The sequence below is a fragment of the Azospirillum sp. UENF 312511 genome (genome assembly GCF_058780635.1).
In genome coordinates, this window is record NZ_JBSNCG010000004.1 from 394851 (window position 1) to 419002 (window position 24152).

General features: G+C 70.9%; 20 protein-coding genes. 14 read left to right on the plus strand and 6 right to left on the minus strand.

All coding sequences use genetic code 11. From position 1 onward, the window contains the following. Positions 1-22: 22 nt before the first annotated feature. Genes ACWPN7_RS27200 through ACWPN7_RS27220 form a run of 5 tightly spaced genes read right to left on the minus strand, consistent with a single transcriptional unit; the run spans position 23 to position 6160 of the window. The gene (locus tag ACWPN7_RS27200; RefSeq protein WP_459196267.1) at positions 23-1006 is read right to left on the minus strand and encodes a dipeptidase; all 984 of its coding nucleotides are present in this window, start codon (positions 1004-1006) and stop codon (positions 23-25) included. Then, a complete protein-coding gene (locus tag ACWPN7_RS27205) occupies positions 1003-1629 on the minus strand; it encodes a sarcosine oxidase subunit gamma (RefSeq protein ID WP_200774947.1) in 627 nt (208 codons plus the stop codon). The genes ACWPN7_RS27200 and ACWPN7_RS27205 overlap by 4 nt, the downstream gene beginning before the upstream one ends. Then, a complete protein-coding gene (locus tag ACWPN7_RS27210) occupies positions 1622-4612 on the minus strand; it encodes a sarcosine oxidase subunit alpha family protein (protein WP_459196268.1) in 2991 nt (996 codons plus the stop codon). The genes ACWPN7_RS27205 and ACWPN7_RS27210 overlap by 8 nt, the downstream gene beginning before the upstream one ends. Further along, positions 4609-4890: a sarcosine oxidase subunit delta gene (locus ACWPN7_RS27215; RefSeq protein WP_201042313.1), complete on the minus strand. Its 282-nt coding sequence runs from the start codon at positions 4888-4890 to the stop codon at positions 4609-4611. Before ACWPN7_RS27215 ends, ACWPN7_RS27210 begins: the two co-directional genes overlap by 4 nt. Positions 4891-4909: 19 nt before the next feature. Beyond that, complete coding sequence (locus ACWPN7_RS27220) at positions 4910-6160, minus strand: sarcosine oxidase subunit beta family protein (protein ID WP_459196269.1); 1251 nt, start codon at positions 6158-6160, stop codon at positions 4910-4912. 151 nt (positions 6161-6311) lie between these two features. Here ACWPN7_RS27220 and ACWPN7_RS27225 point away from each other — a divergent pair, with 151 nt between their 5' ends. The 14 genes from ACWPN7_RS27225 to ACWPN7_RS27290 all read left to right on the plus strand — a co-directional run bounded on the left by ACWPN7_RS27225 (position 6312) and on the right by ACWPN7_RS27290 (position 23065). Then, on the plus strand, positions 6312-7211 hold the full coding sequence (locus tag ACWPN7_RS27225; protein WP_198129054.1) for a branched-chain amino acid ABC transporter permease: 900 nt from the start codon (positions 6312-6314) through the stop codon (positions 7209-7211). After that, entirely contained in the window at positions 7208-8083 is an 876-nt protein-coding gene (locus ACWPN7_RS27230; protein ID WP_145703116.1) for a branched-chain amino acid ABC transporter permease, read from the plus strand. Before ACWPN7_RS27225 ends, ACWPN7_RS27230 begins: the two co-directional genes overlap by 4 nt. Next, entirely contained in the window at positions 8080-8850 is a 771-nt protein-coding gene (locus ACWPN7_RS27235) for an ABC transporter ATP-binding protein (RefSeq protein ID WP_459196270.1), read from the plus strand. The genes ACWPN7_RS27230 and ACWPN7_RS27235 overlap by 4 nt, the downstream gene beginning before the upstream one ends. Before the next feature lie 6 nt (positions 8851-8856). Beyond that, positions 8857-9573, plus strand: coding sequence for an ABC transporter ATP-binding protein (locus tag ACWPN7_RS27240; protein ID WP_040137660.1), 717 nt, complete (start codon positions 8857-8859; stop codon positions 9571-9573). Between the two features lie 18 nt (positions 9574-9591). Continuing rightward, complete coding sequence (locus tag ACWPN7_RS27245) at positions 9592-10710, plus strand: ABC transporter substrate-binding protein (protein ID WP_459196271.1); 1119 nt, start codon at positions 9592-9594, stop codon at positions 10708-10710. Between the two features lie 21 nt (positions 10711-10731). Then, a complete protein-coding gene (locus tag ACWPN7_RS27250) occupies positions 10732-11097 on the plus strand; it encodes a (2Fe-2S)-binding protein (protein WP_201042319.1) in 366 nt (121 codons plus the stop codon). After that, positions 11094-12506, plus strand: coding sequence for an FAD/NAD(P)-dependent oxidoreductase (locus ACWPN7_RS27255; RefSeq protein ID WP_201042320.1), 1413 nt, complete (start codon positions 11094-11096; stop codon positions 12504-12506). Before ACWPN7_RS27250 ends, ACWPN7_RS27255 begins: the two co-directional genes overlap by 4 nt. Next, complete coding sequence (locus ACWPN7_RS27260; protein WP_492273520.1) at positions 12503-13657, plus strand: NAD(P)/FAD-dependent oxidoreductase; 1155 nt, start codon at positions 12503-12505, stop codon at positions 13655-13657. The genes ACWPN7_RS27255 and ACWPN7_RS27260 overlap by 4 nt, the downstream gene beginning before the upstream one ends. Before the next feature lie 762 nt (positions 13658-14419). Continuing rightward, the gene (locus ACWPN7_RS27265) at positions 14420-15223 is read left to right on the plus strand and encodes a helix-turn-helix domain-containing protein (RefSeq protein WP_459196273.1); all 804 of its coding nucleotides are present in this window, start codon (positions 14420-14422) and stop codon (positions 15221-15223) included. A gap of 146 nt (positions 15224-15369) precedes the next feature. Continuing rightward, positions 15370-17523: a TonB-dependent siderophore receptor gene (locus ACWPN7_RS27270; protein ID WP_459196274.1), complete on the plus strand. Its 2154-nt coding sequence runs from the start codon at positions 15370-15372 to the stop codon at positions 17521-17523. A 158-nt stretch (positions 17524-17681) separates the two neighbouring features. After that, positions 17682-18473, plus strand: coding sequence for an ABC transporter ATP-binding protein (locus ACWPN7_RS27275; protein ID WP_349619184.1), 792 nt, complete (start codon positions 17682-17684; stop codon positions 18471-18473). Beyond that, positions 18470-19366 carry an iron-siderophore ABC transporter substrate-binding protein gene (locus tag ACWPN7_RS27280; protein ID WP_459196407.1) on the plus strand — a complete coding sequence of 299 codons (897 nt, stop codon included), beginning with the start codon at positions 18470-18472 and terminating at the stop codon, positions 19364-19366. The genes ACWPN7_RS27275 and ACWPN7_RS27280 overlap by 4 nt, the downstream gene beginning before the upstream one ends. Beyond that, complete coding sequence (fhuB, locus tag ACWPN7_RS27285) at positions 19359-21347, plus strand: Fe(3+)-hydroxamate ABC transporter permease FhuB (protein ID WP_459196275.1); 1989 nt, start codon at positions 19359-19361, stop codon at positions 21345-21347. The genes ACWPN7_RS27280 and fhuB overlap by 8 nt, the downstream gene beginning before the upstream one ends. A gap of 41 nt (positions 21348-21388) precedes the next feature. Further along, entirely contained in the window at positions 21389-23065 is a 1677-nt protein-coding gene (locus ACWPN7_RS27290; RefSeq protein ID WP_459196276.1) for an ABC transporter ATP-binding protein, read from the plus strand. Positions 23066-23089: 24 nt separating this feature from the next. Here ACWPN7_RS27290 and ACWPN7_RS27295 read toward each other — a convergent pair whose 3' ends face one another. Beyond that, positions 23090-24007, minus strand: a complete 918-nt coding sequence (locus ACWPN7_RS27295; RefSeq protein ID WP_451996609.1) for a LysR family transcriptional regulator — start codon at positions 24005-24007, stop codon at positions 23090-23092. Positions 24008-24152 lie beyond the last annotated feature (145 nt).

The following is a 24152-nucleotide window of genomic DNA, read 5'->3' on the forward strand; positions in this document are numbered from 1 at the left end:
ATCGGATGCCTCCTCCGTCGCCTCAGCGGCCCGCCGGGTCGCGCCAGACCTCGCCGAACAGGCGCAGCCAGTTGCCGCCCAGCAGCTTGGCGATGCGCGGCTCCGGCCAGCGGCGGCGCTCCATGGCGGCGGTCAGGTTGGGGAAGCCGTCCAGCCGCTCGAAGCCCGGCGGGTTGCGCACCTCCCCCACCTCCAGCAGGCGGCGCCCGGTGCCCTTGTCGAGCGTGAAGTAGCGGATGCCGTCGGCGTCCACGTCCTGGGTGAAGTCGGTGCCGATGGCGACGTGGTCCTCGCCGCACAGATTTACGGTGTGCTCGATGGCGTCCAGATAGTCGTCGATGGTGCTGTCGTTGCCGCGCGGCATGAAGGGCGGGAACATGGTCACGCCGACCACGCCGCCGCGCTCCGCGATGAAGCGCAGCTCCGCGTCGGTCTTGTTGCGCGGGTGGTCCTTCAGCGCCTTGGGTGCGCAGTGGGTGTAGGCGACCGGCTGGCGGGAGGCGAGGATCGCCTCCTCCGCGGTGCGCGACCCGACGTGGCTGAGGTCGATCAGGATGCCGACGCGGTTCAACTCCGCCACCAGATCGCGCCCGAAGTCGGTCAGCCCGCCGTCGCGGCTCTCCAGGCAGCCCGATCCGACGGAGTTCGCGGTGTGGTAGGTCAGCTGCACGACCCGCAAGCCCAGCTCGTGGAACAGCGCCACATAGGGCAGGTGGTCGCCGAAGCCGGTGGAGTTCTGCCAGCCCAGGATCACCCCGACCCGGCCCGTCTCCTTGGCGCGGGCGATGTCCTCCACCTTATGCACCGGGGCCAGCAGGTCGGCGTGCTCGCGCAGCCGGACCTTCCATTGGGCGACGGCGTGCAGCGACGGCTCAAGCCCTTCCCAGACGGAGCAGGTGCAGTTGGCGGCGGCGATGCCGCCCTGCCGCATGCTCTCGAACACCGAACGGCTCCAGCGGGAAACGATCAGGCCGTCGATGACGGTCAGGGACTCGTGCAGGCTCATCGGGGGAAGCTCTCGTCGTTCGAAGGGTGGTCGAGCGCGGCGTCGGCCAGCCAGGACCACAGGTATCCGGCCCAGGGGCGCTCGACATGGAGGCGGAAGACCGGGCCATCCCCGTCGTCCTCCACCCGTTGCAGAAGGACGCCGATGCGCCCGAGCCGGGTGCGCGTCGCCCGGCCCGCCGGGAAGGCGGACGGATGCAGGTCGAGCGCGGTGCCGCCGGCCAGCACGTCGCGGGCGCGCGGGCCGGACAGTTCGAGATCCGGCAGGCCGTCGCCCACTTCCGCCGCGGCCAGCCCGGCGCGCAGCAGGGCGGGGGCGAGGCTGCCCGGCCCGATGCCAGACCCGCTGCCCAGCACCAGCCATTCGTCGGGGCCGAGCCACAGGACGTCGGCGACGGGGGAGCGCGCAGGGATGCCCGGCTGTTCCGGCGGGGCGACGCCCAGCACACCCGCGGCGGCGGCGCTCCACGCGGCCGTGATGCACCCGCGCAGCAGGGTCTTGGGGCGGTGCCCGGGATCGCGCAGGCGGACGACACCGGGGCGCTCGAAGAAGCCCTCCGGCGCCACCTCCGCGAAGGCGCTGCGCGGCGTTGGACGCTCGGCTTTCGTCAGGTTGTCAGGCATGGAGGCGGTGTCCTTCCGGATCGTAGAATCGCGGCTCGGTCACGGTGGCGCGGACGAATTCCCCGTCGCCGTCCACCGTCACCGTCCGGCCGATCCGCTCCCGCCCGTCGCGCAGCAGCGCCAGCGCGATGGAGCAGCCGAGCGCGGGGCTGGCGTAGGACGAGGTGACGGTCCCCAGCTTCGGCACCGGCGGACGCAGGTCGGTGGTCTCCACGATGCAGGCGCCTTCCGGCAGCACCGCCGCCGGGTCCTCCGTCAGCAGCCCGACGAGCTGGAGCCGGCCCGGCCTGGCGAGATGGCGGCGCCGCATCCCGCGCTTGCCCACGAAGTCCGGCTTGCCGTCGGCGACCAGGGCGGACAGGCCGAGGTCGTGCGGGGTCTGCGAACCGTCCGTGTCCTGTCCCAGGATGACGTAGCCCTTCTCGGCGCGCAGGATGTGCACGGCCTCCAGCCCGAAGGGCGCGATGCCGAAGCCCCGCCCGGCCTCCAGCAGCGCGTCCCACAGGGCGGGGCCATTGCCGGCGGGCACGTTGACTTCGTAGGACAGCTCCCCGGTGAAGCTGACCCGGAAGACCCGCGCCGGCAGGCCGGCGACCCGCCCCTCGCGCACCGTCATGTGGGGGAAGGCGGCGGCGGACAGGTCGATGTCCGTGCCTGCAACTCCTAGAACGGCGCGGGCGTTCGGCCCGGCGACGGTGACGCCGGCCCATTGGGCGGTGACGGGGATCACCGCCACGTCGAGATCCGGCCAGTCGCACTGGAGCCATTCCTCAAGCCAGTCGTGGACGGTGCGGGCGCCGCCGCTGGTGGTGCTGACCAGATAGCGGTTCTCCCCCAGCCGCGCCGTCACCCCGTCGTCGAGGATCGTCCCGTCGTCGCGCAGCATCAGGCCGTAGCGCGCCGCTCCCACCGGCAGCGAACGCCAGCGGTTGGCGTAGACGCGCTCCAGCAGTTCCACCGCGTCCGGCCCGTGCAGCTCGATCTTGCCCAGTGTGGAGCTGTCGAACAGCCCGGCGGCCCGGCGGACGGTCAGCGCCTCGCGGGCGATGGCGGCGGCGCGCTCCTCGCCGGGGCGGGGGAACAGGGCGGGGCGGCGCCAGGACCCGGCGTTCTGGAACTCCGCTCCGGCGGCGGCGTGCCGGGAATCGATGGGGGTGACGGCCACCGGCTCGTACAGCGTGCCCACGTCGCGCCCGGCCAGCGCGCCGAAGGGCACCGGCACGTAGGGCGGGCGGTAGGTGGTGGTGCCGATCGCGTCGATGGCTTCGCCGCGCTCCTCGGCCAGGATGCCCAGGGCGAGCAGGTTGCCCGTGCGACCCTGGTCCGGCCCCATGCCGGCGGTGGTGTAGCGCTTCAGATGCTCGACGGAGCGGTAGCCCTCGCGGACGGCCAGCTCCACGTCCGCCACCGTCACGTCGTTGTGCAGATCGACGAAGCGCCGCGCCCTCCGCGATTTGGCCGGGACGCGCCACAGGGCGCGCGGCGCCAGGGGCGGCGTCGGGCTGGCCGACAGGGCGGGCGACGGGGCGCCCGGCGCGTGTCCGGCGCGCTCCGCGGCGTCCCGCCCGGCTTCCATCCCCTCAGCCAGGGCGGTGGCGAGATCGAAGGTGCCGTTGGCCGCCCCGGCGACCCGCCACGGTCCCTCGGACGGGATGGGACGCAGGGCGGCGGTTTCCGCGTCGTAGCGCAGCCGTCCGCCGACATGGGCGTGCAGGTGGACGGTGGGCGACCAGCCGCCGGATTGGGCCAGCAGATCGCAGGCGACATCCCGCTCCGTGCCGGGCAGCAGGGCGCCGCCGTCGTCGGTCAGGCGTGCCAGGATCACGCCGCGCACCGCGCCGCGTCCCCGCACGGCGGCGACCGCATGGCCGGTCAGCAGGGGAATGCCGCGCTCGCGCAACGCCTCCGCCCAGGGGCCGGACACCTCGGCTCTCAGGTCGGCCACCGCCGCCACCGCGACGCCGGCCTCGTCCAGCTCCAGAGCGGTGCGGTGGGCGCTGTCGTTGTTGGTGAAGACCACCGCCCGCCGTCCCGGCGCCACGGCGTAGCGGTTCAGGTAGGTGCGCACGGCCCCGGCCAGCATCACCCCCGGGCGGTCGTTGTCCGCGAAGGCCAGCGGCCGTTCCAGCGCGCCGGTCGCCAGCACGATCCGCTTGGCGCGGACCTTCCACAGCCGGGCGCGCGGACCCTCGGCGTCGGGTGCCGTGCGCTCCAGCACGCTGAGGAACCCGTGGTCGTGCTGCCCCAGCGCGGTGGCGCGGGTCAACACCAGAACGTCGGGCCGGGCGGCGAGCCGCGCCCGCACCGCCTCCACCCATTCCAGCGCCGGGCGCCCGGCGATCTCCTCCCGCCCGCCGAGCAGGCTGCCGCCCAGCCGGTGGTCGGAGTCGACCAGCAGCACGCGCGCTCCCGCCTCCGCGGCGGCCAGCGCGGCGGCCAGACCGGCGGGGCCGCCGCCGACCACCGCCACGTCTGCGTGGTGCCAGCGCTTGGCGTAGCGGCTGGGGTCCGGCTCCTCCGGCGCGTGGGCGACGCCGGCGAGACGGCGGATGACCCGCTCGTAGAGCGGCCACAGCGCGGCGGGTGCCTTGAAGGTCTTGTAATAGAACCCGGCGGGCAGCAGCGGTGCCGCGAAATCCAGCAGACAACCGATGTCGAGACGCACCGACGGCCAGCCGCCGAGACCGCGCGACACCAGGCCGGGCCGCAGCTCCACCGCCGTGGCGGCGGCCAGCGGCTCGACAAGGCCACCGGCCCCGGTTTCCACGAAGCCGTTGGGCTCCTCCACCCCGCTGCCCAGGATGCCGCGCGGGCGGTGCAGTTTGAAGCTGCGCCCGACCACCCGCACCCCGTTGGCCAGCAGGGCGGCGGCGAGGCTGTCGCCCGCGAACCCCTCGTAGGAGCGCCCGTCGTGGACGAAGCGCACCCGCTGCCCGCGGTCGATCAGGCCGCCGCGCGGCAGGCGGTGGGGCTGGCCGCTCATGGCGCGGACTCCGGGCGGGCGGCGCCCATGGGATAGACCGCGGTGATCTCGTGGGTCACCGTGTCGCGCAGCAGGTTGAACCAGCGCCGGCAGCCGTGCAGATGGTGCCAGCGCTCCGCCACCACGCCCCGTGGGTTCGAGCGGACGTAAAGATAGTCCGCGAAAGCGTGATCGTCGGGCGCCTCGGCGAAGGAGGGGCGGGCGACGTGGGATTCGCCGCCGCAGCGGAATTCACGCTCTTCGCGGGGGCCGCAGTGGGGGCAGGGGATCAGCAGCATGGGTGAGGTCTCCCGTGCGTCAGTGCGAAACGCCGGCGGCGGCGGCTTCGTCGATCAGCCGTCCGGTGGCGAAGCGGTCCAGGCCGAAGGGGACGGCCAGCGGGTGCGGCTCCCCCCGCGCGATGGTGGCGGCGAACACGTCGCCGGAGCCGGGGGTGGCCTTGAAGCCGCCGGTGCCCCAGCCGCAGTTGATGAAAAGCCCCTCCACCGGCAGCGGGCCGATGATCGGGCTGAGGTCCGGCGACACGTCCACCGTGCCGCCCCAGCCGCGCAGCACCCCGACGCGGCTGAAGGTGGGGAACAGTTGCAGCAGGTTGGCGATGCAGTCCTCCAGGATCGGCAGACTGCCGCGCTGGCTGTAGGAGCTGTAATTGTCGCGCGCCGCTCCGAAGACCAGCTCGCCCTTGTCGGACTGGCTGACGTAGCAGGACACCTGATTGGACACGATCACGGTGTCGAGCACCGGCTTCAGCGGCTCCGACACGAAGGCTTGAAGCGTGTAGCTGCGGATCGGCAGGCGCAGCCCGGCCATCGCCACCAGCACGCCGGAATGGCCGGCGACGGCGATTCCCACCTTGCCGGCGCGGATCGGGCCGCGCGTCGTCTCCACCCCGGTCACGCGCCCGTTCTCGATGCGCAGGCCGGTCACCGCGCAGTTCTGCACGATGTCCACGCCGCGCCGGTCGGCGGCGCGGGCGAAACCCCAGGCCACCGCGTCGTGCCGGGCGATGCCGCCGCGCCGCTGGATGGAGGCGCCAAACACCGGGAAGCGCGCGGTGGGCGACAGGTCCAGCGCCGGGGCCAGCCGGTGCAGAGCCGCCCGGTCCAGCATCTCCGAATCGATGCCGTTCAGCCGCATGACACGGTCGCGCTGCCGCAGCGCCGTCAGCTCATGAGCGCTGTGGGCGAGGCTGACCACCCCGCGCTGGCTGAACATGACGTTGAAGTCCAGCTCCGCCGTCAGCCCCTCCCACAGCTTCAGGGAGTGTTCGTAGAGGAAGGCGCTGTCGTCCAGCAGGTAGTTGGAGCGGACGATGGTGGTGTTGCGCGCGGTGTTGCCGCCGCCGATCCACCCCTTCTCCAGCACCGCCACGTTGCTCACCCCATAGCGGGAGGCGAGGTAATGGGCGGTCGCCAGCCCATGCCCGCCGCCGCCCACGATCACCACGTCGTAGGCCGGTTTCGGGGCCGCGTCGCGCCAGGCCGGCGCCCAGTGGCGGTGCCCGGTCAGCGCGTTCCGGGCCAGCGAGAGGAGGGAGTAGCGGGTCATTTCCTATTTTCATACCGGAGTAATAGATAATAGGTAGACGACCTGCATTCGAATGTGTAGAAAAATCTGCATGGCCGGTGCGCGGTATCGTTTCCGTTCCACACGGAGACCCGTCACGCCAGAGAAGAATTCACATTGATAAGGGGGCAGCGTGGCTCTGGTCGCGCAGCAGATCGTCAACGGCATCGTCGTGGGCAGCACCTACGCGCTGTTCGCGCTGGGCTTCACGCTGATCTTCGGCGTGCTGCACGTGCTGAACCTCGCCCACGGGGCGGTGTTCATGTGGGGGGCCTTCACCGGCCTGTTCGCGGTCACCGCACTCGGCCTGCCACTGCCGGCGGCCTTCGCCGTCGCCATGCTGGCCGCGGGGCTGCTCAGCGTGCTGGTGGACGCGGTGGCCTTCCGGCCGCTCCGCCGCCGCGGCTCCCCGGAATTCGCGGCGATCATCTCCAGCCTCGGGGTGGCGCAAATCCTGATGAGCGCGGCGCAGATCGCCTCGAATACCCAGGTGCAGCGCTTTCCCTTCGGCACCTTCCCCATCGTCTTCTATCAGGTGTTCGGGCTGCGCGTGTCGCTGCAGCAGATCGTCATCGTCGGCAGCGTCGCCGTGCTGGTGGCGGCGCTGCTGGTCTTCCTGTTCGCGACCAGCTTCGGCCGGCAGATCCGCGCCGTCGCCATTTCCGAACGGACGGCCAGCCTGCTCGGCGTCAACCCCGGTGCCGTGCACGCGCTGACCTTCTTCCTGTGCGGCGCGCTGGCCGGGGCGGCGGGGGTGATCATCGGCATCGCCTTCAACTCCGTCCATTTCCTGATGGGCGAGCCCTATCTGCTGCGCGGCTTCGTGGTGATCGTGCTGGGCGGCCTGGGCAGCGTGGCGGGGGCGGTGGTCGGCGGGCTGCTGTTCGGGATGATCCAGACGCTGAGCGTCGCCTTCCTGTCCTCCGCCCTCAGCGACGCGATCCTGTTCGGGCTTCTCTTCGTCATCCTGCTGCTGCGGCCGAGCGGCTTCTTCGGAACCCTGCGCCGGGAAATCCGGGTGGTGCGGCAATGATCGACCTTCTTCTCGCCCAGCAGCCGTTGGCGGAGCTGATCCTGGTGAACGCCATCCTGGCCTACAGCCAGTACATCGCGCTGCGCGCCGGGGTCTTCTCGCTGGCGACGGCGGGGCTCGCCTCCCTCGGCGCCTACACCGCCGCCGTGCTGACGGTGCGCTGGGGCGTGCCGATGCCGCTGGGGCTGGCCGCCGCCGCGCTGGCTGGGGCCGCCGCGGGCGGGCTGCTCGCCCTGCCGCTGGCCCGGCTGCGCGGGGTGTTCCAGGCCATCGCGACGCTCGCCTTCGTGCAGATCGTCCTGTCGCTGGCCCTCTATGCGGAGCCGCTGACCGGCGGTGCGATGGGCATGAATGGCCTGCCGCGCACCGTCCAGGGCTGGCACCTGCTGGGCGTCTTCGCGCTGGTCCTCTACCTCGTCTTCGCCCTGTCGCGCGGCGGGGTCGGGAGGGCCTTCGACACCATCCGCCAGGAGGAGACGGTGGCCGTCTCGCTCGGCATCCGGGTCGTCCGGTATCACCGGCTGGCCTTCGCGCTCAGCGGCGCCATCGCCGGGCTGGGCGGCGGGGTGATGGCCCACCGCAACTACAGCCTCGTCCCGGAGGATTTCGGCTTCCCCCTGCTCGTGTCGGTGCTGACCTTCGTGGTGCTGGGCGGGCGCGCGGCGGTGCTGGGGCCGCTGGCCGGGGCGGCCGTGCTGACCGCACTGCCGGAGCTGGCGCGCCCGCTGGCCGACTACCGCCTCGCCGTCAACGGTCTGCTGATGGTGCTGTTCATCGTTTATCTGCCGCATGGCGTGGTGGACACGGTCATCCTCCAGGCGCGCCGCCTGCGTCTTGCCGCAAGGCGGCGCGCGGCGGAGGCGCAGGCATGACCTCCCAAAGTCAAGAGGGGCTGGTTCTCGACGGGGTGACCCGCGCCTTCGGCGGCGTGGTGGCGGTGGACAACCTCTCGCTGACCGTCGCGCCGGGCCGCATCACCGGTCTGATCGGTCCCAACGGGGCGGGCAAGAGCACGGTGGTCAACCTCATCACCGGCCTCTTGCGCCTGACCGCCGGGCGCATCCGCCTGGGCGGTCGCGACATCACCGAGGCCGAGGCGCCGGAGGTGGCCCGCGTCGGCATCGCCCGCACCTTCCAGACCGTCCGCCTGCTGAAGGAGGCGAGCGTCCTGGACAATGTGGTCGCCGGCTTCCATAGACACGAGCGCACGGGTCTCGCCGCCGGGCTTCTCGGCCTGCCCTCCGCGGTCGCCGAAGGGCGAGACCTGCGCCGCCGTGCCGCGGCGATCCTGGAGCGCTTCGGCATGCTCGGCTTCGCCGACCGTCCGGCGGGCAGCCTGTCCTACGGTCACCAGCGCCGCGTTGAGATGATGCGGGCGCTGGCCATGGAACCGCGCCTCCTCCTGCTGGACGAGCCGGTGGCCGGCATGAACGACGTGGAGGCCGACGCGCTGGGCCGCATCTTCGCGGAACTGGCGGGCGACGGGCTCGGCGTCCTGTTGATCGAGCACAACATGCGCTTCGTCCTGTCGCTCTGCGCCGAAATCCACATCATCGACAGCGGCCGGCTGATCGCCAGCGGCACCCCCGCAGCGGTGCGCCGCGACCCGGCGGTGATCGCCGCCTATCTGGGGACGTGACCAGGCATGCTGGAAATACACGATCTGGTCACCGCCTATGACGGCATCCGCGCCCTGCGCGGGGTCACCCTGACGGTTCCTGCCGGCGCCATGGTGGCGTTGATCGGCCCCAACGGTGCGGGCAAAAGCACGCTGCTCAACAGCATCAGCGGCGTGGTGAAGCCGGCATCCGGGCGCATCCGTTTCGACGGTGCCGACATCGCCGGGCTGCCCGCCCACAGGGTGGCACGGCGCGGCCTGCTCCAGGTGCCGGAGGGGCGCCAGATCCTCGGCCCGCTGTCGGTGGAGGAGAATCTTCTGCTCGGGCGGCTGGCCGCCGGGACGCGGGGGACCGCGGACATCGACGAGGTCTACGCCCTTTTCCCGATCCTGGCGGAGCGGCGCCGGCAGGAGGGCGGGTCGCTGTCCGGCGGGCAGCAGCAGATGCTCGCCATCGGGCGCGCGCTGATGGGGCGCCCGCGCCTGCTGATGCTGGACGAGCCGAGCCTCGGCCTGTCGCCGCTGATGGCCGCGCAGGTCTTCGCGGCACTGGAAACGCTGCGCCGGTCCGGCCTGACCATTCTGCTGGTGGAGCAGAACGCGCGCCGCGCGCTCGACGCCACCGGCCACGCCTATGTGCTGGAGCAGGGGCGCATCGTCCACCAGGGGCCGAGCGGCGCGCTCGCCCGCGACCCCGCGGTGGTCCGCCACTACCTGCCCGGCGACGACCTTCCGGATTTTTAACGACAAGGATAATTCCGCATGAAGACCCTGTTCGGCGCCGCCGCCCTGTCGCTGGCCCTCGCCGCCGCTCTCCAGCCCGCCCAGGCGCAGGAGGTGGTGATCGGCGTGCCCGTCGCCTCGACCGGCATCTTCTCCTTCGCCGCCGTTCCCGGCCGCAACGGCATCGAGACCGCGCTGGAGGAGTTGAACGCCTCGGGCGAGCTGGGCAACGTGACGCTGAAGCTGCTGATCGAGGACACGGCCAGCGACAAGAACCAGGCGACCACGCTGGTTTCCCGCTTCGCCCAATACGACAAGGCGGCGGTGATCCTCGGCCCGACCTCCAGCGTCGAGGCCTTCGCCGCCCTGCCGGTGGCGCAGGAGCAGGGCGTGCCGGTGGTTTCCACCGCCTCCGCCGACGTGTCGCGGGTCGGCGACTGGATCTTCAAGTCGAACGCCACACCGGCCACCATCATGCAGGCGCTGGGCGAGCAGGCCGCCGCCCGTCTGGCGCCCAAGACCGTCGCCTATGTCTTCAACCGCGACAACGACGCCTACATCGCCCAGAAGAACGGCGTGAAGGACCTGTTCGAGGCCAAGGGCATCAAGACCGTGGCGGAGGAGACCATCGTCGGCAGCGACACCGACTTCACGGCGCTGGCGACCAAGCTGGCCGCTTTGGACATCGACACGCTGCTGATCTCCACCACCGCCGAGACCAGCGCCAACATCATCATCCAGGCCAAGCAGGCGGGCCTGTCCGACAAGGTGCGCATCCTCGGCACGCCCAGCATGGCCTCGCAGCAGTTCCTCAAGGTCGGCGGTGCGGCGGTGGAGGGCACCATCTTCGTCGCCGACTATTTCCTGGAGAGCACGAGCCCGCTGAACAAGACCTTCGTCGAGGCCTACCAGCGCAAGTTCAAGATCGCCCCGGACGTCTTCGCCGCCATCGGCTACAACCAGCTCAAGGTCGCCGCCGCCGCCATCAAGGCCGCCGGCCCGACCTACGACCGGGCCGCCATCCGCGCCGCGCTGCTGACGGTGAAGGACCTGCCGACCGTGCTGGGTGGCGGCAAGCTGACCATCAACGACAACCGCACCCCCACCTACGGCGGCTTCGTGCTGACCGTGAAGGGCGGCGCCTTCACCCTGCTCTGAGCCGGACGCCGGGGCTTCATCATGGATCAGGCCGCATCGTCTGCCGCCTCCGCATCCTCGCGGCGCCGCGGCGTCCGGGAGGGGGAAAGCTTCACCATTTTCTTCGAGGACCGGTTCGGGCAGCGCGCGATTCCGGCCTGGGCGGGGGAGAGCGTCGCCGCCGCGCTGCTCGCCGCCGGGGAGCGGGCGTGGCGCACCGCGGAGGACGGTTCCCCGCGCGGGCTGTTCTGCGGCATCGGGGTGTGCTGGGAATGCCGTTGCATCATCGACGGGCGCCCCAACACCCGCGCCTGCCAGACCGAAGCCCGTCCGGGCCTGTCCGTCCGTTGGCAGGTCGGTCCGGGGCTGCTGCCCGACGGCAGCGTTCCGGATGGAGCGACGTCATGAGCCGTGCGCGGGTGGTGGTGGTCGGCGCCGGTCCCGCCGGCATGATGGCGGCGGCGCAGGCCGCCCGACTGGGCTGCGCGGTCACGCTGGTGGACGAGGCGTCCCGCCCCGGCGGGCAGATACACCGTCAGCCGTCGCCATCGCTGGCGGGCGGCGCCGTCTCCGCCGCGGCCCGGCCGGAGGCGGAGCGCAAGCGGCGCCTGTTCGAACGCTTCGCCCGTCATGCCGGGTCGATCGACCATCGACCGGGAACGTCGGTGACCGCCGTCTACGGCCTGGACCGGATTCTGATCGCCGACGAGACGAGCAGCCAGCTGATCCGCGCCGACGCGCTGGTGGTGGCGACCGGCCTGCACGAGCGTGTGGTGCCGGTCCCCGGCTGGACCTTGCCGGGTGTGGTGACGGCGGGGGCGCTCCAGGCCCTGCTGAAGGGCGGGCGGGTGCGCGCCGGGGATCGGATCGCCTTTGCCGGGGCCGGGCCGCTGCCGCTGGTCGCGGCGGCGCAGATGGTCGAGGCCGGGGCGACGGTGCCGGTGGTGGCTTTGCTGCGTCCGCTGTGGTTGGGGCTGCTGCGCGATCCGGCGGCGCTGTGGGCCGGGCGCGGCGTGCTGTCGGAGGGATGGCGCTGGCTGTCCATCCTGCGCCGCGCCGGGGTGCCGGTGCTGACCCGCCATGTCGCGCTGTCGGTCAGCGGGGATGGAGCCGCCGAACGGCTGGTGATCGCCCGCCACGACGGCCGTGGGCGGCCCGTCCCGGGAACCGAGCAGCGCTTCGCCGCCGACACCATCGCCTTCAACCACGGCTTCACCGCGAACAGCGATCTGGCGCGCATGGCCGGGGCGGAAACCCGCTTCGATCCCCGGCGCGGCGGCTGGGTGCCGGTGCGCGACAGTGACGGGGCGACCTCCGTGCCCGGCCTGTTCGTCGCCGGGGACGCGGGCGGTCTTGCCGGCGGTTTGGCTGCGGCCTGCGACGGCGCCGTGGTCGGGGCCGCGGCGGCGGGATGGGCGCTGCACCGGGATGCCGGGCGCTTCGCCGCGCAGGCCGCCACGGACCGGGCCGAGCGGGCGCGCCACTGGACCTTCCAGGCGGCGCTGGCACCCTCCTGGGAGCTTCCGCCGGACATCCACGCGCTGGTGACGCCGGCCACGGTGGTCTGCCGCTGCGAGGGCGTCACCCGCGCCCGGATCGACCGCGCCATCGCCGACGGGCATGACGGCCTGAACGGGCTGAAGCGCAACACGCGGGCCGGCATGGGCTCCTGCGGCGGGCGGTCCTGCCTGCGCACCCTGGCGGCGCTCGCCGGACCACGGGGAGAGGGGGAAGCGGTCAACGCGCGCCCCGGCATCCGTCCCGTCGCGCTCGCCGCGCTGGCCAACCGGGTTTCGGACGAAAGCGTGGGATCATGACGACTCTTCCCAGGACCGCCGACATCGCGGTGATCGGCGGCGGCGCCTATGGCCTGTCGGCGGCGCTGTGGCTGCGCCGGCTGCGCCCCGACCTGTCGGTCCTGCTGCTCGACCGGTCGGACTTCGCGGGCAACGAGACGGGGCGTTGCGGCGCCGGGTTCCGTGCGCAGTGGGGGGCGGCGGGCAACATCCGGCTCTGCCAGGAAAGCCTGCCGTTCTACGAGAATTTTGCCGAGGAGTTCGGTTATCCCGAGGGCATCGAGTTCAAGCAGGACGGCTACCTGATCCTGGCCCATGGCGAGGAGCAGCTCGCCCAGCTCCGCCGCAACATCGCGCTCCAGGCCCGGTTCGGCGTGGACAGTACGCTGCTGACCGCGGAGGAGGTGGCGCGGCTGGCGCCCGGCCTCAATCCGGCGGGGGTGGTCGGCGGTTCCTTCTGCGCCCGCGACGGCTCCCTGTCGCCGTTTCGGGTGCTGGACGGCTTCCACCGCGCCGCCCTGCGGTCCGGGGTGATCGTCCGCCTCCGCGTGACGATCGATTCCATCGAGCCGCGGAACGGTGCCTTCCGCCTGCGCGTGGGTGGGGGGGCGATCGAGGCCGGGCGGGTCGTCGTCGCCACCGACACGCGGATTCCGCAGCTTCTCGGGCCGCTCGGCATCGACATCCCGGTGCAGCCCTATCCCAACCAAGCCTTCGTCACCGAGCCGCTGCCGCCGCGGCTCGGCCCCTGCGTGGTGTCCTTCGCGCACGAGATGTTCCTGAACCAGACGGTGCGGGGCAGCGTGGTGGTGGTGGCGTCGGATCGACGCCGGGCGCTCGGCGCCGATGCCCAGCCCACCGCGGACCTGTTCCCGCGCGCCGCCGCCCACGCCATCGACCTGCTGCCGGCGCTGGGAACGGCGCGGCTGCTGCGCTCCTGGGGCGGGCTCTACTCCATCACGCCGGATATGCTGGCGGTGCTCGGCGAAACGGCGCTGCCCGGCCTGTTCGTCGCGCTGTCGGGGGCCAAGGGCTTCATGACCGCTCCCGCGGCGGGGTGCCTGCTTGCCCACCTTGTCGACGGGCGGGCCGTTCCGGACTGGTTCGCCCGCCTGTCCCCGGCCCGCTTCGCCAGTGGCGAGGAACTGGAGAAGGAGCCGGCGATCGTGTGAGGCCGTTGCCCGCGACCGCGCCGACGCTTACGCCAGATGCCATCTGGGGATGTGAGTGGTCGCGGAACAGAAAACCTGGGTAAGGCGCCCTCGCGCTTGTCTGCCTGAATTGACCAGGTTCGCCCAGGCGATTCGCATGCATGGACGGCGCTTAGAGCCCGTTTGAGAATGCGGAAAATCCGCAGCATATAGGGAAATAACCTCAGACCACCTACTGTATGTTGTGTTCTGCGCTAGTTCTCAAACAGGCTCTTACAGCGACCGTGAATACTCCGGCCAGCTTTGGGCCGTGGCGGTGCCGGTGCGTGACGAGCAGGGCATTTTCGCAACGCTCAACATCATGATGCCGCGCAGCGCTGCTTCCCCAGAATCCGCCCAGGAGCGGTTCCTCGATATGCTCATAACGAACGCCAACTGACTTGCCCGTGTCTTCCGTCATGCTTCTTGAGGGTAGCGAGATGGCTGTGAGTGACCTTGTCGGGTGCTGTTGACGTCGCGATTGATTGAGCTGAAAGCCTGAACACCCCGCTTGCCGGATGGTTCAGGCAGTCGGGGTGGAGAACGTCGTGCAGACGGCAAATAAGAATGCGACTTGTTCGCAATTGCCTTTTGCCCTATAGGTCTGGCGGCTCGGGGAAGGATTCCGGGGACTGTTCAATCCGGTGGCTGGGAGGCCGATCCATGCCGTTCCATCCCAGAATGCAAAGCAGCACGGAAGGCATCACCATTCTCGGAGACCTTCAGTGGCGCGCCTGGAACGGGATGATCGCAGACATCTGGAACGTCGCGTGCGACCGGAACGGCCAGGGCGAGTATGTGTCCGAGGCGCCGCGGCTGGTGGTGGTCCTCGATCAGGTGGGCGAGGGCGGGCTGCACGTCACCGCCTCGCCCGGCCGCGGCGAGGCCGGCCGGCTCAGCCGGCGCGAACCGCTGAGCTATGTGCCGGCCGGCCTGCGGGTGTGGTCGCGAACGGTGAACGTCCGCCGGCTCACCCATCTCGACCTCCATTTCGACATGTCCGTGCTGGGGGGCCGCTTCGTCGACGGGCTGGACGTCCGGGGCATGGAGCGGCCGCGGCTGAATTTCGCCGACGACCGCCTGTTCGCCCTGGCCCGCCTGATCGCGGCGGAATGCCGGACGTCGGCGAACCTGCACGACCTCTACGGCGAGAGCCTGATGGCCGCGCTGTTCGTCGGCCTCGCGCAGGCGGAGCCCGTCGCCGACCGCAAGCGGGGGCAACTGCCGCCGCGCCAGTTGAGGCGCGTCACCGACTACATCGAGGAGCATTGTGGCCGCTCCATCCGCCTGCAGGAGCTGGCCGAGTTGACCGGCCTGTCCACCACCCATTTCTGCACCGCCTTCAAGGCTTCGACCGGTCTGCCGCCCCACAAATGGCAGATGCGGGTCCGTGTGGAACGGGCCAAGAGCCTGCTGACCGGATCGGACACGACGCTGGCCGCCGCTGCGGTGATGGCGGGCTTCTCCGATCAGGCGCACCTGACGCGCGTCTTCCGTCAGATCGTCGGCACCACGCCCGCCGCCTGGCTGCGCAACCAGACCGGCTGAGCCGGGCGCTGTCCGACGCGACGAATGCCGGAAGATCGTTCAACCCATCCAAAGACCGTTCAATCGCGCTCCTTTGTGCACATGCTAATCATTCGCAACAACGAAGGCGTTTCGCGGATGCCGCATACAGTCCGAGGCCGATTGCGATGAGTGATATTTCCAACGAGCGACTGACCCGCTTCCTCTTGAGCAGCACGGCGCTCGCCGCCCTGCTGGTGCCGGCGCTCGCCCAGGCGCAGGACGCGACCGCCCCGGCGGTCCTGGCGCCGGTGACCGTCGAGGGCAGCCGAGCCGCCGACACCGCGACCAGCCCGGTCCGCGGCTACGTGCCCGGCCGCTCGGCCACGGGGTCCAAGACCGACATCCCGCTGGAGGCGGTTCCGCAATCCGTCTCGGTCATCGGGCGCGAGGAGATGGACGACCGCGGCGCGCAGAAGGTGGACGAGGCGCTGCGCTACACTCCCGGCGTCTTCAGCCAGCCCTTCGGCTCGGACAGCGACACCGACTGGATCTTCATCCGCGGCTTCCAGGCGACGCAGACCGGCATCTACCAGGACGGGCTCCAGCTCTACAGCTACGGCTTCGGCGGCCAGTTCGTGGACAGCTACACGCTGGAGCGGATCGAGGTGCTGCGCGGCGCCTCCTCCGTCCTCTACGGAGGCAGCAACCCCGGCGGTCTGGTGAACTACGTCACCAAGCGGCCCGGCGACACGCCGGTGCGCTCGGTCGAGGCGGGAATCAACCAGCACGGCACCGCCCATCTCGGGCTAGACGTCGGCGGCGCCATCGACCCGACGCTGAGCTACCGGCTGACCGGGCGCATCGCCGGCGGCGACAGCTACACCGACTTCGCCGACGGCTTCCGCGGCACCATCTCGCCGAGCTTCAAGTGGTCGCCGAACGACCGCAGCACGCTGACGGTGCTGAGCAACTACACCGACATCGACGAGACGCACAACGGCGGCGCCTTCCTGCCCTATGTCGGCACGGTGAAGCCGGCCTCCTTCGGGCGCATCGACCGCAAGGCCAACTTCACCGAACCGGACATCGACACCTACCGGCGCCGTCAGGCCTCCATCGGCTACGAGTTCGAGCACCGCTTCGACAACGACTTGACCTTCCGCCAGAACGCCCGCTACGGCTACAGCCGGGTTCACGAGGTCACGGTCTATCCCTTCGGCTACAACGGCTTCTCGGCGGTGCCGACCGATCCGGACAATCGGCTGTCGCGCATCAATTTCGAGCACACGACCAAGGTCAACACCTTCCTGATCGACAACCAGCTCGAATCCAAGTGGCAGACCGGGCCGGTCGCCCACACGGCGCTGGTCGGCGTCGACTACAAGTATTTCAAGATGGATCAGGTGCAGGCGTCCGGCTCGGCCACGCCGATCAGCGCCACCAACCCGGTCTACGGCGCCGTGCAGGGCCAGCGCTTCTCCTACATCGACCAGGAGCTGACGATGGGTCAGCTCGGCGTCTATCTCCAGGACCAGATGCGCTTCGGCCAGGGCTTCCTGGTGACGCTGAACGGGCGCTACGACATCGCCTCGACCGACGCCGACGGCACGCCCGCCTACGACGGCAAGGATGGGAAGTTCAGCGGGCGCGCCGGTCTGGCCTACGAGTTCGCCAACGGCGTGACCCCCTATGTCAGCGCCTCGACCTTCTTCAACCCGGTGCTGGGGTCGTCGGCGGTGGCCGGTGTGTTCAAGCCGGAAACCGGCCAGCAGGTCGAGGTCGGCGTCAAGTACCGCCCGGCCTGGATGGACGCCATCTTCACCGCGGCCCTGTTCGACCTGACGCGCACCAACGTGGTGACCGGCGCCTTCAACGCCGAGACGCAGCTGGGCGAGGTCAACTCGCGCGGCATCGAGCTTGAGGCCAAGGCCAACATCACGCCGAACCTGAAGGCGGTCGCCTCCTTCACCGCGCTCGACCTCGACATCAAGAAGGACGCCAACCCGGCGCTGATCGGCAAGACCCCCTACATCGTGCCGCAGGTCCAGGGATCGGCCTTCCTCGACTACACCTTCCGGGACAGCGCGCTGGACGGCGTGTCGGTGGGTGGCGGCGTGCGCTACGTCGGCTCGTCCTGGGCCGACAACGAGAACACGTTGAAAGTCCCCGCCGCCACCGTCTTCGACGCGCGGATCGGCTACAAGCCCGCCGCCTGGGGTGTGAATCTCGCCGTCACCAACCTGTTCGACAAGGAGTATGTGGCGAGCTGCCAGACCCAGTTCTCCTGCGGCTACGCCGAGGGTCGGACGGCTCTGCTGACCGTCAACATGACGTGGTGAACGTGAATCCCCTCTCCCCTCTGGGGAGAGGGTTAGGGTGAGGGGGTTGCGCTTTTGCCGAACGTGCCGCTACGGACATCCCCCTCACCCTCCCCACGCCTGCGGCGCGGGTCCCCTCCCTCTCCCCGGAGGGGCGAGGGATACAGAGGTGAAGACCGATGAGCCCAGACCAGACCCAACCCCTCTACGACCTCGCAGGCGTGAGCTTCTCCGTTGCCGGACGGGCGATCCTGTCGGGGCTGTCGCTCCGGCTGGATCCGGGGCGGATCTATGGGCTGGTCGGTCCCAACGGTTCGGGCAAGAGCACGCTGATCCGCCTGCTCGCCCGCCAGCAGCCGCCGGGCGGTGGTACCATCCGCTGCCTGGGGGCGGACCTCGCGCGGATCGGCGACCGCGATTTCGCGCGCACCGTCGCCTACATGCCGCAATTCACCCCGCCGGCCGAGGGCATGACGGTGCGGGAGCTGGTGGCCCTCGGCCGCTTTCCCTGGCACGGTGCGCTCGGCCGCTTCGGGGCGGAGGACGCCGCCAAGGTGGCGGAGGCCATCGCCGAAACCCACCTGGACGCCTTCGCCGACCGTCTGGTCGACAGCCTGTCGGGCGGCGAGCGGCAGCGCGTCTGGCTGGCGATGATGCTGGCCCAGGACACGCGCTGCCTGTTGCTCGACGAGCCGACCTCGGCGCTGGACATCGCCAGCCAGGTGGAACTTCTGGGGCTGGTGCGCCGGCTGAGCCGGGCGCGCGGCATCGGCGCGGTCATCGTGCTGCACGACATCAACATGGCGGCCAGCGTCTGTGACGAGATCCTGGCGATGCGCAACGGCGCGCTGATCGCCCAGGGCACGCCGGACGCCATCATGACCGGCGAGACGCTGGGGGCCATCTACCGCCTCGCCATGACGACCGTCCCGCACCCGGTGACCGGCAAGCCGATCGGTTGCGTGCTGTGACGGGGCAGGCGACGATCACCCGCCGCCACGCGCTGGGCCTCGCCGCCGGAGCGGTGCTGCTGCCTCGCCTCGGGCACGCCGCGTCCGGGCGCCGGGTCGCCGCCATCGACTGGGCGGGGCTGGAGACGGCGCTGGCGCTGGGCATCCTGCCGGTCGCCGCGACCGAGCTGATCCAGTTCCGCAAGACCGTCGTCGAGCCGGAGGTCCCAAAGTCGGTGATCGACCTCGGCTTGCGCGGCACGCCCAATTACGAGGCGCTGACGCTGGCCAAGCCGGACCTCATCCTCACCTCCAACTATTATGAGGGGCAGCGGGCCAGCCTGGAGCGGGTGGCGGAAACCCTGTCGCTGCCGATCTACCAGCCGGGCGTGCCGCCCTACACGCTCGCCGCCGAAGCGGCGCTGACCCTCGGCCGGGCGCTGGGTCGGGAGGCGGAGGCCCGCGCCTTCGTCGCGGGGGCCGACGCGGAGATCGCCCGGCTGGGCGACTCTCTGAGCGGCACCGTCCGCCGCCCGGTGCTGGCGATCAACTTCGGCGACGCCCGCCATGTCCGCGCCTTCGGCGACGACAGCATGTTCGGCACGGTTCTCCAGCGGTTGGGGCTGCGCAACGCCTGGGCCTCGCAATCGAGCTACAGCGCCGCGGCACCGCTGGGGATCGAGGCGCTGGCGCGCATGCCGGACGCCATCGCCGTCGTCGTTCCGCCGCTGCCGTCCGACGTGGTGCGGGGGCTGGACGACAGCGCTCTGTGGCAGGCCCTGCCGATGGTTCGGGAAAAGCGCGTGAGCGTGATCGAGCCGGTCAACCATTTCGGCGGGCTTCCGGCGGCCCTGCGCTTCGCCCGCCTCGTCACCGCCGCCCTGCTGCGGCCGGAGACCGTCCGCCATGGCTGAGCGCGTGGCCGTCAACCGAATCCTGCTGTGGAGCGGGCTGGCGCTGGCCGCCGCCGCGTTGTCCGCTTGGCAGGTCGCCGGGCACGCCGCGGCGCCATCCATGCCCTTGCCGCCGGACGCCGCGTGGCTGGACGGCGTCATCCTCTATCACAGCGTGTTGCCGCGGATCGCGGTGGCGCTGGTCGCCGGGGCGGCGCTCGGCCTGTCCGGGCTGCTGCTCCAGCGCGTTCTGCGCAACCCGCTGGCCGAGCCTTCGACGCTCGGCGTGTCGGCGGGCGCCCAGCTCGCCCTGACGCTGGGGATGCTCTACGCGCCGGCGCTGATGGACGGCGCGCGGGAGGGGGTGGCGCTGGCCGGCGGGCTGGCTGCGGTCGGGCTGATCCTCGCCATGACGTGGCGGCGCGGGCTGGAGCCGGTGGCCGTCGTGCTGGCCGGCATGATGGTCGCCCTGACCGCGACGATGGGCAGCGCCGCGCTGATCCTTGCCAACGGCGAATATCTCTTCTCCATCTTCATCTGGGGCGGCGGGGCGCTGGCCCAGCAGAGCTGGGGGCCGACGCTGACCATCGCCCTCCGGCTGCTGATCGGTGCCGGCGCCGCCGTCCTGCTGATGCGCCCGCTGGCCATCCTCGGGCTGGACGACGCCAGCGCCCGCAGCCTCGGCGTCGCCCTCAACGCCACGCGCTTCGGCGTCATCGGGGTCGCGGTCTGGCTGGCGGCCAGCGTGACGGCGGAGGTCGGGGTGATCGGCTTCGTCGGTCTGGCCGCCCCGGCGCTGGCGCATCTGAGCGGCGCGCGGACTCAGGGCCAGAGGCTGATCGCCGCCCCTCTGATCGGCGCGCTCCTGCTCTGGCTGACCGATGGGCTGGTGCAGCTTTTGGCCGGGGTGGACGGGGAGCGGGTGCCGACCGGGGCGGCGACGGCGCTGCTCGGCGGCCCGCTTCTGCTGTGGCTGCTGCCGCGCCTGCGCATGTTCGAATGGCCGTCGCTGAACAGCCGTCCCGCGCCGTCGCGCCGCAGCCCGCACCCCCATCGGCTGATCGCCCTGTTCGCCGTCCTCGGCGCCGTCGCCGTGGGCCTCGCGCTCACGGTCGGCTACGGGCCGGGCGGCTGGACGCTGTCCACCGGCCCGTTGCTCGACACGCTGCTGGGCTGGCGCGGCCCGCGTGTGGCGGTCGCGGCGGCAGCGGGGGCGATGCTGGCCGCCGCTGGAATGCTGCTGCAGAGGGTGACCGCCAACCCGCTGGCCAGCCCGGAAATCCTCGGCGTCGGCACCGGGGCCGGCGTCGGGCTGACCGCCGCGCTGTTCCTCGTCGCGGCCCCTGGCTTCGGCGTGCAGCTCGCCGCGTCGGCGGCGGGGGCGGTGCTGACTCTGGCCGCCATGCTGGCCCTGTCGCTGCGCGCCGGCTTCGGGCCGGAGCGGCTTCTGCTCGCCGGGATCGCCATGAGCGCTCTGTGCAGCGCCGTGCTGACCGCGGTCATCGCCACCGGCACGCCGCAGGCCTTCGCCCTGCTGCGCTGGCTGAGCGGCTCGACCAACGAGGCCGGTCCGGGCGACGCCTGGTTCTGCGCCGGTGTGGCGGTGCTTCTGCTGGCAACCCTGCCGTTGACCGCCAAGTGGCTGGAGATCCTGCCGCTGGGCGACGTGACGGCGCGGGCCGTCGGGTTGCCGGTGCGGCGCTGCCGCGTCCTGCTGGTGCTGCTGGCCGGACTGCTGACCGCGGCGGCCGCGCTGTTCGTCGGGCCGTTGAGCTTCATCGGCCTGATCGCCCCGCATCTCGCCCGGCTGGCCGGGCTGGGCCGCCCGCTTCAGCAGGGGATCGGGGCGGTGTTTATCGGCGCCGGGCTGATGGTGGTGTCGGACTGGCTGGCGCGCACCGTCGCCTTCCCCTATCAATTGCCGCTTGGCCTGTTCGCTGCGCTGCTCGCCGGCCCCTATCTGGTCTGGCTGCTCGGCCGCTCCAACGCCCGCAGCCATTGACGTCATCCGATCATTTCCGCCGTTCCGCAATGAGAAGAGCCATGCTTCGCCGCTTCCTCTCCTACTACCGCCCCTTCACCGGCCTGCTGGTCCTCGACATCGTCTGCGCCGTCCTGTCGGGCCTGCTGGAGCTGGGGTTCCCGATGGCCGTGCGCGCCTTCGTCGACCAGCTCCTGCCGACCCAGGACTGGCCGTTGATCGTCGCCGCCACGGTGGCGCTGCTGGCGATCTATATGGCGAACGGCGGCCTGATGGCCATCGTGACCTACTGGGGCCACATGCTCGGCGTGAACATCGAGACGGAGATGCGCCGCAAGAGCTTCGACCATCTGCAGAAGCTCTCCTTCAGCTTCTACGACAACAACAAGACGGGCCATCTCGTCGGGCGGGTCACCCGCGACCTGGACGAGATCGGCGAGGTGGCGCACCACGGCCCCGAGGATCTGCTGATCGCGGTCATGACCTTCGTCGGCGCGTTCATACTCATGGCCGTCGTGCATCTGCCGCTGGCGCTGATCACCGCGGCCATCGTTCCGGTGATCGCCTTCGTCACCAGCCGCTACGGCGGGCGGATGACGAAGAACTGGCAGTCGCTCTACTCCCGCGTCGGCGACTTCAACGTCCGCATCGAGGAGAATGTCGGCGGCATGCGCGTGGTCCAGGCTTTCACCAACGAGGACCACGAGCGCAAGCTGTTCGCCGAGGACAACGACCGCTACCGCACCACCAAGCTCGCCGCCTACAAGATCATGGCGGCCTCGACGACGCTCAGCTACATGAGCATGCGGCTGATCCTGATCGTCGTCATGCTGACCGGCGCCCATTTCGTGCTGGTGGGCGAGCTGACCCAGGGCGGGTTCTTCGCCTTCCTGCTGCTGGTCAACACCTTCTTCCGCCCGATCGAGAAGATCAACGCGGTCATCGAGACCTACCCCCGCGGCATCGCCGGCTTCCGCCGCTACACCCAGCTGCTCGACACCCAGCCGGACATCGCCGACGCGCCCGACGCCGTCGCGGCCCCGGCGCTGAAGGGCGACATCCGCTATGAGGGCGTGTCCTTCGGCTACGACCCGGCGCGCCCGGTGCTGAAGGGCATCGACCTGACGATCAAGGCCGGCTCCACCGTCGCCTTCGTCGGGCCGTCGGGCGCCGGCAAGACGACGATCTGCTCGCTGCTGCCGCGCTTCTACGAGGTCATGGCGGGGCGCATCACCATCGACGGGCTGGACATCCGGGCCATGACGCTGGCCTCGCTGCGCCGGCAGATCGGCATCGTCCAGCAGGACGTGTTCCTGTTCGGCGGCACGATCCGCGAGAACATCGCCTACGGCCGTCTCGGCGCCGGCGACGCGGAGATCATGGAGGCGGCGCGGCGGGCGCATCTCGACGGGCTGATCGCCTCCCTGCCGGAGGGGCTGGACACCGTCATCGGGGAGCGCGGCGTGAAGCTGTCCGGCGGGCAGAAGCAGCGCCTGACCATCGCCCGCATGTTCCTGAAGAACCCGCCGATCCTGATCCTCGACGAGGCGACCTCCGCGCTCGACACCCAGACCGAACGGGAAATCCAGAAGTCGCTGATGGAACTGGCGGAGGGGCGGACCACCCTGGTCATCGCCCACCGGTTGGCGACCATCCGCAACGCCGACGAGGTCTATGTCGTCGGCACCGAGGGCGGCCTTCAGCGCATCACCCACGAGGAGCTTGCCGCGCGCGGCTGATCGCGTGGCGGACTCAAGGCGAATTCAAGCGAGCTGCGGCGTCCGGCGCATCTCATCGAGGCGGCGGGAAATCTGCTCGGCGAATTTGGCGGCGGCGACCGGCAGGGTGCGGCCCTTCTGCTGCCCCAGCACCAGCGGGCCGTGGGCGAGATCGACGTCGCTCAAGGGGATCACCGAAAGGCCCGGCTCCAGGGTCGGCGAGGGCGCCCCGATTTCGATCTGGAAGGTCACCACCTGGCTCATGCGGGCGAGGTTGCGCAGCATCTCGAAGGAATTCGATTCCAGCTCGACCGACAGTTTCGTCGAGCTGACCGCCAGCACCTTGTCCAGGATGTTGCGGGTCCCGAAACTGGCGTCCGGCAGGGCGATCGGGTAGGGCGCGCAGTCCCGCAGGCGCAGGCTCGGCCGCCCCGCCAGGGGATGGTCGGCGGCCATGATGGCGACGACCCGTTGGCCGAGCGTCATCAGGGGCTGGAATTCCGCCGTCCGGCGCGGGCTGAAGATGATGGCGATGTCGGCCTCGAAGTCGGCGAGCATCTTCAGCGCCGTGCCCTGGTCGACCACCAGGATCTCGAAGCTGACCAGCGGAAAGCTCTCGCGGAAGGACGTAATCTCCTCCGCGAGGAAGGAGCTGACCAGCGCCTGGCTGCAGGCGATCCGCACTTGGCCGCGCCGCAGGCCCGACAGGTCCTCGATCTGCGACCGCACGCGCTCCAGGTCGGCGGACTGGGCGCGCACCCAGCGGATGAAGCTCTCGCCGGCCGCCGTCAGGCGGATGCCCTGGGCCGACCGCTCGAAGATCGTCGCCCCCAGATCCTCCTCCACGTCCTGGATGCGCCGCTGCAGGGCGGAGGGCGTGATGTTCAGATGCTCCGCCGCCTTGCGCAGCGACCCGAACCGGGCCGCCTCGTCCACGTAGCGCCAAATCCGCATGTGCCGCATGCCGGCCGATCCCCCCGTGTATACTTTTCGTCATCACCCTAACAGAAAATCAGCGTTTGAGGTGCTGTTCGTGGCCGCATAGCCTCCTCCCGTCACCAGGAAGCGTCATGCCGGACAGGCGGGGGCGACGGACTTCCTGTCACAC

Excerpts from the sequence above, each read along its gene's own strand:
- ACWPN7_RS27200 (WP_459196267.1), bottom strand. The coding sequence starts at position 1,006 with ATGAGCCTGCACGAGTCCCTGACCGTCATCGACGGCCTGATCGTTTCC.
- ACWPN7_RS27205 (WP_200774947.1), bottom strand. The coding sequence starts at position 1,629 with ATGCCTGACAACCTGACGAAAGCCGAGCGTCCAACGCCGCGCAGCGCC.
- ACWPN7_RS27210 (WP_459196268.1), bottom strand. The coding sequence starts at position 4,612 with ATGAGCGGCCAGCCCCACCGCCTGCCGCGCGGCGGCCTGATCGACCGC.
- ACWPN7_RS27215 (WP_201042313.1), bottom strand. The coding sequence starts at position 4,890 with ATGCTGCTGATCCCCTGCCCCCACTGCGGCCCCCGCGAAGAGCGTGAA.
- ACWPN7_RS27220 (WP_459196269.1), bottom strand. The coding sequence starts at position 6,160 with ATGACCCGCTACTCCCTCCTCTCGCTGGCCCGGAACGCGCTGACCGGG.
- ACWPN7_RS27230 (WP_145703116.1), top strand. The coding sequence starts at position 7,208 with ATGATCGACCTTCTTCTCGCCCAGCAGCCGTTGGCGGAGCTGATCCTG.
- ACWPN7_RS27235 (WP_459196270.1), top strand. The coding sequence starts at position 8,080 with ATGACCTCCCAAAGTCAAGAGGGGCTGGTTCTCGACGGGGTGACCCGC.
- ACWPN7_RS27240 (WP_040137660.1), top strand. The coding sequence starts at position 8,857 with ATGCTGGAAATACACGATCTGGTCACCGCCTATGACGGCATCCGCGCC.
- ACWPN7_RS27245 (WP_459196271.1), top strand. The coding sequence starts at position 9,592 with ATGAAGACCCTGTTCGGCGCCGCCGCCCTGTCGCTGGCCCTCGCCGCC.
- ACWPN7_RS27250 (WP_201042319.1), top strand. The coding sequence starts at position 10,732 with ATGGATCAGGCCGCATCGTCTGCCGCCTCCGCATCCTCGCGGCGCCGC.
- ACWPN7_RS27255 (WP_201042320.1), top strand. The coding sequence starts at position 11,094 with ATGAGCCGTGCGCGGGTGGTGGTGGTCGGCGCCGGTCCCGCCGGCATG.
- ACWPN7_RS27260 (WP_492273520.1), top strand. The coding sequence starts at position 12,503 with ATGACGACTCTTCCCAGGACCGCCGACATCGCGGTGATCGGCGGCGGC.
- ACWPN7_RS27265 (WP_459196273.1), top strand. The coding sequence starts at position 14,420 with ATGATCGCAGACATCTGGAACGTCGCGTGCGACCGGAACGGCCAGGGC.
- ACWPN7_RS27270 (WP_459196274.1), top strand. The coding sequence starts at position 15,370 with ATGAGTGATATTTCCAACGAGCGACTGACCCGCTTCCTCTTGAGCAGC.
- ACWPN7_RS27275 (WP_349619184.1), top strand. The coding sequence starts at position 17,682 with ATGAGCCCAGACCAGACCCAACCCCTCTACGACCTCGCAGGCGTGAGC.
- fhuB (WP_459196275.1), top strand. The coding sequence starts at position 19,359 with ATGGCTGAGCGCGTGGCCGTCAACCGAATCCTGCTGTGGAGCGGGCTG.
- ACWPN7_RS27290 (WP_459196276.1), top strand. The coding sequence starts at position 21,389 with ATGCTTCGCCGCTTCCTCTCCTACTACCGCCCCTTCACCGGCCTGCTG.
- ACWPN7_RS27295 (WP_451996609.1), bottom strand. The coding sequence starts at position 24,007 with ATGCGGCACATGCGGATTTGGCGCTACGTGGACGAGGCGGCCCGGTTC.